Source organism: Niveispirillum sp. CC-CTL257, from assembly GCF_059489915.1.
The window spans coordinates 16,372-28,650 of the sequence record NZ_JCAJXE010000004.1 but is presented as its reverse complement, the minus strand read 5'-3'; the positions used below and the strand labels follow the sequence as shown (position 1 = coordinate 28,650).

10 protein-coding genes are annotated in these 12,279 nt (G+C 62.5%); 2 read left to right on the top strand and 8 right to left on the bottom strand.

Annotated elements, in window-relative coordinates; genetic code table 11:
• The first annotated feature begins 130 nt into the window (after positions 1-130).
• Positions 131-1,411, top strand: coding sequence for an MFS transporter (locus ABC729_RS20910; RefSeq protein WP_495609544.1), 1,281 nt, complete (start codon positions 131-133; stop codon positions 1,409-1,411).
• A gap of 66 nt (positions 1,412-1,477) precedes the next feature.
• Here the strand turns inward: ABC729_RS20910 and ABC729_RS20905 are convergent, their stop codons facing one another.
• From ABC729_RS20905 to bla, 6 genes are all read right to left on the bottom strand, one after another.
• The gene (locus ABC729_RS20905; RefSeq protein ID WP_495609543.1) at positions 1,478-2,758 is read right to left on the bottom strand and encodes a TRAP transporter large permease; all 1,281 of its coding nucleotides are present in this window, start codon (positions 2,756-2,758) and stop codon (positions 1,478-1,480) included.
• The gene (locus tag ABC729_RS20900) at positions 2,758-3,255 is read right to left on the bottom strand and encodes a TRAP transporter small permease (protein ID WP_495609542.1); all 498 of its coding nucleotides are present in this window, start codon (positions 3,253-3,255) and stop codon (positions 2,758-2,760) included. The genes ABC729_RS20905 and ABC729_RS20900 overlap by 1 nt, the downstream gene beginning before the upstream one ends.
• On the bottom strand, positions 3,252-4,283 hold the full coding sequence (locus ABC729_RS20895; RefSeq protein ID WP_495609541.1) for a TRAP transporter substrate-binding protein: 1,032 nt from the start codon (positions 4,281-4,283) through the stop codon (positions 3,252-3,254). Before ABC729_RS20895 ends, ABC729_RS20900 begins: the two co-directional genes overlap by 4 nt.
• A 248-nt stretch (positions 4,284-4,531) precedes the next feature.
• Positions 4,532-5,620: a glycoside hydrolase family 88/105 protein gene (locus ABC729_RS20890; protein WP_495609540.1), complete on the bottom strand. Its 1,089-nt coding sequence runs from the start codon at positions 5,618-5,620 to the stop codon at positions 4,532-4,534.
• A gap of 84 nt (positions 5,621-5,704) precedes the next feature.
• Positions 5,705-6,982 (bottom strand): ABC transporter substrate-binding protein, encoded by a 1,278-nt coding sequence (locus ABC729_RS20885; RefSeq protein ID WP_495609539.1) that lies wholly within the window; start codon positions 6,980-6,982, stop codon positions 5,705-5,707.
• A gap of 69 nt (positions 6,983-7,051) precedes the next feature.
• On the bottom strand, positions 7,052-7,948 hold the full coding sequence (gene bla / locus ABC729_RS20880; protein ID WP_495609538.1) for a class A beta-lactamase: 897 nt from the start codon (positions 7,946-7,948) through the stop codon (positions 7,052-7,054).
• 96 nt (positions 7,949-8,044) lie between these two features.
• Between bla and ABC729_RS20875 the strand changes: the two genes are divergently transcribed.
• Positions 8,045-8,908, top strand: a complete 864-nt coding sequence (locus ABC729_RS20875; RefSeq protein ID WP_495609537.1) for a LysR family transcriptional regulator — start codon at positions 8,045-8,047, stop codon at positions 8,906-8,908.
• On the opposite strand, the gene ABC729_RS20870 is transcribed toward ABC729_RS20875, so the two are convergent.
• Complete coding sequence (locus ABC729_RS20870) at positions 8,909-9,589, bottom strand: Fe2+-dependent dioxygenase (RefSeq protein WP_495609536.1); 681 nt, start codon at positions 9,587-9,589, stop codon at positions 8,909-8,911.
• Between the two features lie 149 nt (positions 9,590-9,738).
• Positions 9,739-12,105 (bottom strand): TonB-dependent receptor, encoded by a 2,367-nt coding sequence (locus ABC729_RS20865; RefSeq protein ID WP_495609535.1) that lies wholly within the window; start codon positions 12,103-12,105, stop codon positions 9,739-9,741.
• Positions 12,106-12,279 lie beyond the last annotated feature (174 nt).

Here is a 12,279-nt window from a genome sequence, read left to right as displayed (position 1 = left end):
AACGATTATCGCAGCCACACTTTCAGCAACCGGTGTCATTGCAATTGACACCGGTTTCCATTAGGGTCGGCTACCAGAAAGGGCTGCGTCAGACGGCCATACTCTATCCTGTCAGACTCAGGGGAAAACGATGGGAAGTGAAACGACCGAGAATAGCGGCGTCAAGGTCGGCATGGTCCGCTGGATCGTGGTGGCTTTGCTGTTCACCGCCATGGTCATCAACTATGTCGACCGTGGCATGCTCGGGTTCCTGAAATCCGATCTGTCCAAGGAATTTGGCTGGTCTGAAACCGACTATGCCGACATTGTGCTGTGTTTCCAGGCAGCCTATGCCTTGTCCTACGTGGCCTTTGGCCGGGTGATGGACAAGATCGGCGTCCGCTGGGGTTATGCCCTGGCCTTCGCCATCTGGACGCTGGGCCATATGGCCCATTCGGCGGCACGCTCGCTGGTGGGTTTCATGATCGCCCGCGCAATCCTGGGCGTGGGTGAAGGCGGTGCATTCCCCGGCAGCATCAAGGCCGTGGCCGAATGGTTCCCGCGCAAGGAACGCGCCTATGCCACGGGCCTGTTCAATGCCGGCAGCAATATCGGCGCGATTGTTACGCCGCTGGTCGTGCCCTTTCTGGCCCTGACCTATGGCTGGCAGATGGCCTTCATCATCACCGGTCTTGCCAGCCTGCTCTGGCTGCCGTTGTGGATCATCGTCTATCGCCGCCCGCGAGAGAGCAAGCTGCTCAGCCCCGCCGAACTGGCGCATATCGAAAGCGATCCGGCCGACACGACGGAAAAGATCGGCTGGCTGCGTCTGCTGCGCGTGCGGGAGACCTGGGCCTATGCCCTGGGCAAGTTCCTGATCGACCCGATCTGGTGGATGTTCCTGTTCTGGCTGCCCGATTTCCTGGGAAAGCGGCATGGGCTTGACCTGAAAAGCTTTGGCCCGCCGCTGGTCGTGATCTATCTGCTGTCAGACGTGGGTTCGATTGCCGGCGGCTGGCTGTCGTCCAAGCTGATCCATCGCGGGGCCACGGTGAACCGGGCGCGAAAGCTGACCATGCTGGTCTGCGCACTCTGCGCCACGCCGGTGGCCTTTGCGGCCTTTGCCGATCAATTGTGGGTCGCGGTCCTGATTATCGGCCTGGCGACCGCCGCGCATCAGGGTTTCTCCGCCAACCTTTATACCCTGCCGTCCGACGTGTTCCCGCGTTCGGCGGTGGGATCGGTGGTGGGCATCGGCGGCATGCTGGGTGCCATTGGCGGCATGGTCATGGCCAAATATGCGGGCTATGTGCTGGACAAGCTGGGCACCTACACGCCGATCTTCGTGGTCGCCGCCTCGGCCTATCTGCTGGCGCTGCTGGTCGTACACCTGCTTTCCCCACGCATGGAGCCAGCGCAAATCAAGGATTGATCCTTCATCGTCCCTTATCGCGTGAAAGGCCGGCACCCCAACGGGTGCCGGCCTTTTCTTTTGCGCCTACCTCACCATGTTAGGCAGGGTCAGCGACAATGCCGGCACATAAGTCACCAGGATCAGCGCCACCAGCAGGGCCACATAGAACGGGAAGATGGTCTTCACCGCCTGTTCGATGCGGATCTTGCCCACGGCGGCTCCCACGAACAACACCGACCCAACCGGCGGTGTCACCAGCCCGATACCCAGATTGAGCATCATGATGATCCCGAAATGCACCGGGTCCACCCCCACCTGCATAGCAACGGGCAGCAGGATCGGCGTTGTGATGACGATCAGGGGCGACATATCCATGAAGGTGCCCAGCAGCAGCAGGGCGACATTGATGATCAGCAGCACCAGGATTGGGTTATCGGTCAGCGCCGTGATCAGACCGGCCAGTTGCGCCGGTGCTTCCATGATGGCCAGGGCATAGCCGAACGCCGTTGCCGCACCGATGATCATCAGCACCATGGCCGTGATCCGCACCGACTGCGTCACCGTTTCCAGGAACTTCCGCAGTCCCAATGAGCGATAAACCAGCGCCCCTACCAAGATTGTGTAGACAACCGCGATGGCGGAGGATTCGGTGGGCGTGAAGATGCCCGACAGGATGCCGCCCATGATGATGACCGCCGTCATGATGCCGGGCATGGCATAGATCGTGGCCCGAAACAGGGCGCCCCAGCCGGGAAAGGTCCCTTTCGGGTAATGGCGCCGCCGCGCCACCAGCCAGGCCGTCAGACCCAGAAGCCCCGCCGCCAGCAGGCCGGGCACCACGCCCGCCAGGAACAGATCACTGATCGAAACACCAATGCCGCTGGCGGCGGAATAGATGATCATATTGTGCGAGGGCGGGATCAACAGGCCGACAATGGCCGCCGTTACCGTGACATTGACGGCATAGTCGCCGTCATAGCCCCGTTCCCGCATCAACGGGATCAGGGTAGAACCCATGGCACTGGCGCTGGCGATGGCTGACCCGGACACCGCCCCGAACAGGGTGGAGGCACCGACATTGACCAGACCCAGCCCGCCACGCGCCGGTGCGAACACAGCACCCGCCACCTGCACCAGCCGTTCCGCAATGCCCGACCGGTACATCAGATCGCCGGCAAAGATGAAGAACGGAATGGCCATCAGGGAAAAGACGCTGATCCCCGATGCCATGCGCTGAAACACCACCACCAGCGGGATATCCAGCGCCAGAAAACAGGCGATGGACGCGCCCAGCAGCGCAAACGCCACCGGCACACCCAGCATCAGCAGGACGACCAGGGCGACGCCCAGAATTGCGATTTCCATCACACCACGTCCTTTTCCGCCGCCGCCGGCCCCGCCAATGTCTTCAGAATGCGCTCCAGCGCGAACAGCACGATCAGCCCGCCCGCCAGCGGCAGCCCCAGATAGGCAAAGCCGCGCGACAGGCCGAGCGACGGAATGACATGTCCCCAGGTACGGATGACCAGATCACCGCCCCAGAACAGCATGGCTGCCCCAATGCCCCCCACTACCAGATCGGCCAGCACCTGCATCGCCTTGCGCACCGGCGGCTTCACCATGTCCTCCACGGCCGTGATGCGGATATGGAACCCTTCCCGCACGCCGACGGCTGCCGCCAGGGTGACGAACCAGATCATCAGGGTCAGGGCCGCCTGTTCCGACCAAGATGGGCTGGAGTTCAGGATGAAACGGCCAAAGACCTGCCAGGAAACGATGGCCGTCATCGCGACCAGCCCAAACCCCGCCAGCCCGATCAACAGGCTCGATGCCAGACGGGTCAGATTTGCCAGATGGTTCATTGTGCGCCCTCCCCTGCCGCGCCGACCCCGTCGCCCATCGCCTGGATCGCCGCGACCAGACGCTTTTGTTCAGGCGTTGTGACGAACCGGTCCCATACGGGCCGCATCAGGTCGGAAAAGGCGGCGATATCCGCCACTTCATTGACCTTCACACCGCCGGCCAGAAGCTTTTCAGTCGCCTCCGTCACGCGGCGGTCCCACAGCGTGCGCATGACGGGCACCGACTGCCGCGCCGTTTCCTGCACCAGTTCCCGGTCGGCGGGCGACAGTTTCTCCCACCGTGCCATTGACATGACCAGGATTTCCGGGGCCATGACATGCCGGGTCAGGCTGTAGAAGGGGGCAGCCTCGAAATGCCGTCCCGTGAAGTAGGAGGGCTGGTTATTTTCCGCCCCGTCTATCACACCCTGGACCAGGGCCTGATAGACCTCCCCCATATCCATGGGCGTGGCATCGGCCCCCAACGCCTTGATCATGGAGACAAACAGGTCCGAATTCTGCACTCGGATTTTCAGACCTTTCAGGTCTGCGGGGGCCTGAATGGGGCGTTTGGTGTTATAAAAACTGCGTTCACCGCTGTCATAGAAGCACAGGCCCACCATGCCGTGGGGCCGCAGGCTGTCCAGGATCGCCCGGCCTACCGGCCCGTCAAGGGCTGCCCGCATATGGGCCGTGGACCGGAACAGGAAGGGCAGTGACGGGATCACCGTCATCGGCTCAATGGCGGTCAGCGGGGCCAGATTGACCCGGTTCATGTCCAGCCCGCCGAAGGTGGTGATCTCCAGCGTGTCCCGCTCCGCCCCCAACTGCCCACCGGCATAGACATGGATGCCAAGGCGCCCCTCTGTCCGTTCCGACAGAAGCCGCCCCATCTCATTGACGGCCTGCACCGTGGGGTAATCGGACGGGTGCGTATCGCTGGAGGTCAGCATACGCCCGCCCCGACGCTCACAGCCCGATAACAGGCCAAGTGCGCCCATGCCGCCCGCCCAGCCAAGGACGGCGCGGCGCGTCATAAATTCTGTCATGTCATGCACCCGATCCAAATGACGGGGCACAATGTGCTGCCATCCCCGCCACCAGTTTTTGTTTATTGACGAAGGTAACCGGTATCATAACGCGATCAGAAAACAGTCCCACACCAGGGCTGGCGGACAGGTCCGACAGGCCCCGGGGACAGGAATGCTCCCCGACTCTGCTACAGATATGTATGACAACCCTGATTACGAGGGGTGATGTGCGGGATCGTCCGGATTTTTCGGCGCGCCCCCTGCCCCTATCGCCGCATTGCCTCGGCCAGGGCCATCATCAATGCGCCGACCCCTTTTGGATCATTAGGGACGACCGGCTCCGACAGGTAATATTCGTAGCTGCCGTCGCGATAGGGATCATTGCCCAGACCCGCGACGCCGCAGATGCCGCCCAGTTCCGTCTCGGTCAGAAAGTCGCGGATGACGGTCCGCAGCGCCGCCTCCCCCGCCCGCCCGTGATCGGCGGGCAGCAGGCCCAATCGGCACCCGGCCATCAGGGCATAGGCGATCATCAGGCTGGCAGACGTTTCCTCGTAATTACCCTCATGTCCGCCCCGGTCCAGCACCTGCCACCACAGGCCCCGGTCGCTGCGCACCGCCATCAGGCCGATGGCCGCATCCTGGAACATGGCGATCAGGGCGGCCCGGCCCGGCCCGTCGAACGGGGCGGCCAGTTCGATACAATCCACCATGGCCATCATGAACCAGCCCATGGCACGACCCCAGAAGCAGGCGGACAGGCCCGTTTGCGGGTCGGCCCAGCGCTCCTGCCGGCTTTCATCCCAGCCATGGTAATAAAGCCCCGTGCGCGGATCGCGCATATGGTCGCGCACCTGGATAAACTGGAGGACCACATCCTCCCAGGCCGGTCGGTCACCAGCCGCCACCGCATGCGCCGTCACCAACGGTTGCGCCATGTACAGCCCGTCCAGCCAGACCTGCCAAGGATAGATCTGCTTGTGCCAGTAATTGCCGGATTGGGTGCGCGGATGGGTGCGCAACTGGTCGATCTGCGTCTCAATGGCGCGGCGAAAGCGTTCTTCGCCTGTGCGGTCATAGAGGGGGAAGAAGACCTTCGCGGGCTTTACGTTGTCGATATTATATTCGGCGGGATCAAAGCCCGCGATCCCACCTTCCTCATCCACCCGTGCGCCGACCTTGTCATGGACGAAGTCGGAAAATTCCGACCGTCCCGTGGCGTCGGCCAAATCAAGGCAACCCTTGAAGATGCAGCCATCCTCGTAGTTCCAGCTGGGCTTGAAAAAATCCCAGCCCCCCAGGTAATGGCGCAGGAACGGCAGGACCTGCGGTCCAAAGCGGCGGAAATCATTCATGATGGGGCCGGCACCGCAGGCGGGAGGGCAATTGATATTCGTTCAGCTTAATCGAACTGGAAACCGGTGTCATCAGAAGCATCGCTATCGTATCACCCGTTTCAGAATGCCGTTGATCTCTCGCTCCATGGCATGCCCGGCCTCTTCCGGGGACAGCATGCCATAGCCCAGTTTCTCCAATATATCATTGAACCCGTCGCGCACGCGGGCATGCTCATAATATCCTGACAGAACGATGCCGCGCGGCAGGCTTTCGATCTGGCGCTGCCCCTCCAGCGCCAGACCCGTCAGCTGCCCATCCTCTTCCAGGATGCGCCGGGCCGCCGCACTGGCCGGCACCCCGCGCCGTGCGCCCAGGATACGCACCCCCTCCGGGTCATTTAGCAGGAATTGCAGCAGCAAGGCCGCCGCGCGCGGGTGCTGTGTGTGCCGGTTGATGGCGTACATCATGGCGGGCTTGTACAGCAGTCCGGGATCGGCGGCCCCCTCCAGCATGGGATAGGGGGCCAGGACCATTTTCTGCCCCGGTTCCAGCGTCTCCACATATTTGCCAACCGAACTGGTCCATTGATAGATGCCGGCATAGCGGCCCGTGATCCAGGGCCGCGTCTCCTGCAACTGCACGTGCCCGAAACTGGCGCGGTCGCGGGCCGATGGCACCACATGCTGATCCACCAGCCGCTGATAGAGTTTCGCCGCCGCCACCAGCAGGTCGCGATCCGCCGTCAGGCGCCTTGCCTCCTCATCAATGAAGGGCAACTGGGTTTTCTGGCTGATCCAGCTATAGAGCAGGGCCACCGTATCCTGAAAATTCATGTCCAGCGGGTAGTAGTCGGGACCCAACCGGTCACGGAACAGGGGTCCTGCGGCCAACAGCGCGTCCCAGCTGTCGGGGATCGGCAGGCCCGCCTTGGTGAAGGTGGTCTTGTTGAACCAGAACAGCCGCGCCGTCATGTTGGGCGGCAGACCGTTCAGTCGCCCGCGCACCGATGACATGGTGATGGCATCATGGTCAAACTGGCTGAGGTCGATGATATCAGCCACCTGGGCCAGGTCCAGAAACCCCTCCCCATCGCGGGAGAACAGTTTCAGCCAGTTCCAGTTGACCATCATCACATCGGGCGCGGTGCCGCCGGCGATCTGGGTGGTCAGCCGTTCCAGGTGACCGACCCAGCCCGTATATTCCGCCGTCACCTTGATGCCGGGATAGCGGGCCTCAAACGCCTCCAGGGCGCGCAGCTGGGCGCGGTGGACATCATTGCCGCCCCACCAGGACATCCGCAGATGCACCCCTTCCTGCGCCCGTACCGCCGGCACCGCCAGCAGCGCCGCCGCCAGGAATTGCCGCCGCCCGATGGCCAACCCGCACCCTCCCCGCTTGTCTGTTCTTGTCCTTGTTAGGTACCCGATTTCAGTCGCGTTGTCAGTCCGTCACACGGTGCCATAGGCCTTGGCCACGATGGCGGCCACTTCGGCATGCACGGCGTTGCGAGCGGGAGTGTCCACCGTCGGATTGACATAATAACTGCTCAGCAACAGCGGCCCGCCTGCCGGTGGCCAAAGAATGGCGATGTCATTGTTGAAGGCGTTATAGGAACCCGTCTTGTCCCCGACGCGCCACCCCGCCGGCAGGCCGGCGCGCAGCCGTTCCTTGCCCGTCCGATTGTCGATCATCCAGTCGGTCAGAAGCTGCCGCGACGCCGGCTTCAACACATCACCCAGCAGCAGCGACCGCATCAGCCCCAGCATGGAAACAGGCGTGGTCGTATCCCGTACATCCCCCGGCCCCACCACATTCATCTCCGGCTCGATCCGGTCCACCCGCGTCACGCCATCCCCTGCCGCACGCAGGAAGGCGGTCAGGGCCGCCGGCCCGCCACTTTCACGCATCAGGACATTGGCACCCGTATTATCGGACTGAATCATGATGGCCTGACACAGGTCATTGATGCTCATCCCCTTGTCGACATGCGGTTCGGTCAGGGGCGACCAAATCACCAGCTCATGCTTGCCGAACGTCACCATACGATCCAGCCGCTCCTGTCCCGCATCGACGCGGGACAGGATATAGCCGGCCAGCAGGAACTTGAACGTGCTGCACATGGCGAACCGTTCATCCCCGCGCCAGCTCATGGCGGCACCCGTCTTGGTATCCAGCAGTGCCACACCCAGCCGTCCACCCCGCGCCCGCTCCAGCGCTGCCATAGCTTCCCTCATGCCGTCCATCGGGGCGGCACCGGCTGGCACCGGTGCCAGCCCTTTCAGTGAGGTGGCGGCCAATGCGCCGAAGAATACCGTGTTTCCAATAAGTTGGCGTCGCGTCAGCATCTCTTTTCCCCTTGTTGTGCGAACAAGGTAACGGCGCTGTCAGACCCCGACAAACTGTGATAAATCGGATGAAGCATTAGAAAAACTAGGCCTTTCATGACTCGCCCGCACCTACCCCTGAACGCATTGCGCGCCTTCGAGGCGTCGGCCCGGCACCTGTCCTTCACCAAGGCCGCCATTCAACTATGCGTGACGCAGGCGGCCGTCAGCCATCAGGTCAAGGGGCTGGAGGCGCGGTTAGGTGCGCCGCTGTTCCGCCGCCTGCCGCGCGGATTGGTTTTGACCGACGAAGGGCTGGCCCTGCTGCCCGGCGTGCGCGACAGCTTCGATCAGATTGCCCGCCTGCTGCACCGGTTTGATGGCGGTCCGGTCACGGAATTGCTGTCGGTGGGTGTGGTCGGCACCTTTGCCGCCGGCTGGCTGCTGCCACGCATTGACGGATTCCTGGCCGACCATCCCTTCATCGATCTGCGCCTGTCCACCAACAATAACCGCGTCGATATTCAGGCAGAAGGTCTGGACGCTGCCATCCGCTTTGGTGACGGTGCGTGGCACGGAATGGAGGCGCAGGCCCTGTTCACGGCCCCCATGACCCCACTTTGCACGCCGACCATCGCCGCCCGCCTGCAAGGCCCTGCCGATCTGGCGGGGGAGCGGCTGCTGCGCTCCTACCGGTCGGATGAATGGCCGAACTGGTTCGCTGCCGCCGACGCCCCCTGCCCGCCTCTGCGCGGCCCCGTCTTCGACAGTTCCTGGATCATGGTGGAAGCGGCGATGCAGGGCCATGGTGTGGCCATCGCGCCCGTGATGATGTTCGCCAAGGAGATCGCGGCGGGCCGGCTGGTTCAGCCCTTCACCGCCACCATCACCACGGGCCGCTACTGGCTGACCTGGCCCAAATCCCGCCTGCCCGGCCCCGCACTGAAGGCGTTCTCAGCGTGGCTGGCGGGGGCGGTTTGATCACACCTCCGCCCAGCGGCGCAGCAGGTTGTGATAGGTGTTGGTTAGCGACAGGATTCCCGGATGGTCGGGCATATCCTTGTTCAGCGCCAGGATGGCCATATCCATGTCGAACAGGGTCCGGCGCTCGCCATCATCGCGGATCATGCTTTGCAGCCAGAAGAATGACGCGACACGCGCGCCTGCCGTCACGGGCCGCACATGGTGCAGGCTGGAACTGGGATACAAAACCATGTGGCCGGCCGGCAGTTTGACGGCGTGGTGACCATACAGGTCCTCCACCACCAGCTCCCCACCCTCATACTCATCCGGGTCACTGAAGAACAGGGTGCAGGACAGGTCAGTGCGGATGCGCGGGCCGCCGAACGGGGCCTGACGGATGGCATTATCGACATGGGGTCCGAAATGCTGTCCCCCGGCATAGCGGTTGAACAGCGGCGGGAAAACCCGGGCCGGCAGGGCCGCCGACATGAACAGCAGGTTCTTTGACAGGGCATCCAGGATCAACTGCCCCAGCTGCTGTGCCACCGGGTGGCCTTCCGGCAACTGGCTGTTCTCCTTGACCTTACCCGACTGGAACCCCGCCGTGACCTTGCCATCGACCCAGTCGGCGGCGTCGAGTGCCTGGCGGCAATGTCGCACCTGCTCCTTACTCAAAAGGTCGGGAATGCTGATCATCATGATGATAGGTCCTGACAAAAATCCGTGACGTGCAGCCTATAGCATCCGCAAATGCGATCCACTCTGATTTGCATCAAAGCACTCATGAAAAAGCGGCGGTCGCATGAAACGACCGCCGCCACAGCTTCCAATCCGACGGGACGGATGGATCAGAAGCTGTAATTCACCGTCAGCATGGCGTTGCGCGCCTCGCCCGGCGTGGCCCAGCCGCTGGCCGCAACATTGCGGACGCGGGTGTAATAGGTCTTGTCGAACAGGTTATTGACGTTCAGGCGCAGTTCGACCTGATCATTGACGAAGTAACTGGCCGAGGCGCGGTGGACCCAGTAACTGGGAACCGCATTCATCAGGGTCGTGGAGTTGCTGGGATAGATCTTGCCCTGATAGGTGGCGCCATAGCCGACCTGCACACCGATCGGCAGATCATAGGTGGTCCACAGGCTGAAGGCATGCTTGGGCGTGCTGGTCAGCGGCGCACCCTTGCGGCCATTATTGCCAGCCAGTGCCGTGGCACAGGCTGCAACTGTCGGGTTAGCCAGACAGAAGTCTGACACGCCCTGCAAAACCTCACTGTCGAGATAGGTATAGTTGGCGAAGACATTCCAGCCCTCGCTGACCATGCCCGCAACACCCAGGGCCACACCATCCACGCGGGACTTGCCGTCCAACTGCTGATCCGGCACGGCAGGGTCGTTGGAGGTGACCTTGTAATTGGTGCGCTCATTGCGGAACAGCGCGGCGGTCAGGGCCAGACGGGCGTCCAACAGGTCCCACTTGGTGCCGATCTCGTAATTCTTGGCGGTTTCCGGATCGACATTACAGGTGGTGCTGGCGCCGGTCGCGGTGCAGGAACCGTTGACCGCACTCTGCGACGGGGTCTTCGAATTGCCGATGGCGACATAGACGCTGCCATTGGGCAGCGGCTTATAGACCGCACCCGCGCGCCAGGAGAACAGGTTCTCCTCATTGCGGGCCACCGGTGCCGCCGTGGTGGTGACGCCCGTCGTGGCATAGGTGAAGCTGGTGGTCTGATAGCTGCCCTTATTGTGTTCCCACCGCACGCCACCATTCAGTTCGAACTGATCGGTCAACTGCACGCGGTCAAACAGGTACAGCGCCTGATTCTCCAGTTCGCTGTCAGCATCGGCGCCAACAGCGAAATTCACCGGACCATTCCAGACATTCTCCGGGTTGGCGATGGTGATGGGGGTGAAGCTGGCCGTCGGGATGGTACCGTCGGCATTGCGCAGACGGTTGCCCGACTTCTGGTCAAAATTCTCCGACGAGATGGAGGCACCCAGCACCAGATCATGCGTGATACCGCCCGTCACGACCTTCGCCTTCAGGTCGGTCTGGTTATACAGCATGGTGGTGGTGGCATCGCGGGTGATGCCGCGATTGGTGCTGGGCGTGAACAGGCCGCGCGTGGTGCAGGCCGCCCCCGTATAGGCGTTGATGCCGCTGGACAGGCACCAGGTGCCTTGCAGGTAGGAGGTAGTGACAAAGGCGTCCACCTTCTGCCAGCGCGACAGGTTGCTGACCGACAGGCTGTCGTTGAAACGGTGATCAATCTTCACGGTACCGGTATTGACCGTGCTTTCCTGCGTGTCGATGTTGCGATAGCCATAATAGGCTTCGCCGTCGGCCCCCGGCAGAATGCCGTTGGAATAGGCGTTCAGGGCATAGGGCACGCCATATTGCGGAATGTTGTTGTCTTCCTGATGGAAGTAGCTGAACGAGACTTGCGTGTCGCTGCGCAGACCCAGGGTCAGCGACGGCGCGAAGCCCCAGCGCTTGAATTCCTCCACATCGCGGCCCGGCACATCATTGCGGTGCCACATGCCATTGATGCGCAGGGCCGTATTATCGTCCAGCTTCTGGTTGGCATCGACCGTGGCGCGGTAGTAATTGTCGGTGCCGACGCCGGCACTGGCCTGGGTGAAGCTGTCATCCTTGGCGGTCTTGGACACCAGATTGATGGTGCCACCGACGGAGCCGGATCCCGAATAGACGGAATTGGCGCCGTTCGTGACCTCAACCTGTTCCAGGTTGAAGCTGTCGGAACGGACATAGGCGCCGCTGTCGCGCACACCATCGACTGCGATGTCGCTGGTGGCGCTGTACCCGCGCATGGTGATGCTGTCGGAACCGCCGGCCCCGCCCTCACCGGCGGCGAAGGTGATGCCCGGCACGTTGGACAGGATATCCCGCAGGTTCAGCAGGTTCTGTTCCTTGATCACCGTGCTGGGGATGACGGTGATGGTCTGCGGCGTCTCGCGCAGCGGGGCCGTATATTTCGGGGACGCGACCGTTTCCGGCTTGTTGGCGGGCGCCGCCGCCTGGCCTTCCACCCCCAGGGTCGGCAGAATGACGGTCTTCTTCTCGCCTTCCTTGGCGGCGGGCGCCGTCGTCTGCTGGGCCAACGCCGGGGCGGCAGAGGCCGCCACACCAACGGACAGGGCCGCCATCAGGGCCATACGGCCGCGCGCCACCTGGGAATTCACCTTCTCATCCATCTCTTTCAAACCTTTCTGCCGCGCTTACGCAGACGCAAACGCTTCTTATTCGCTTCCAATGTCGCTGATAGGCTCGACATCACTATTCCCGTCCGGCAGCGACTATATTGCGAAGCGTTCGCATTCGCAAACCATGAGGTGGCCGCACCCATGCGGCTGGGACGCGGGCTCTAT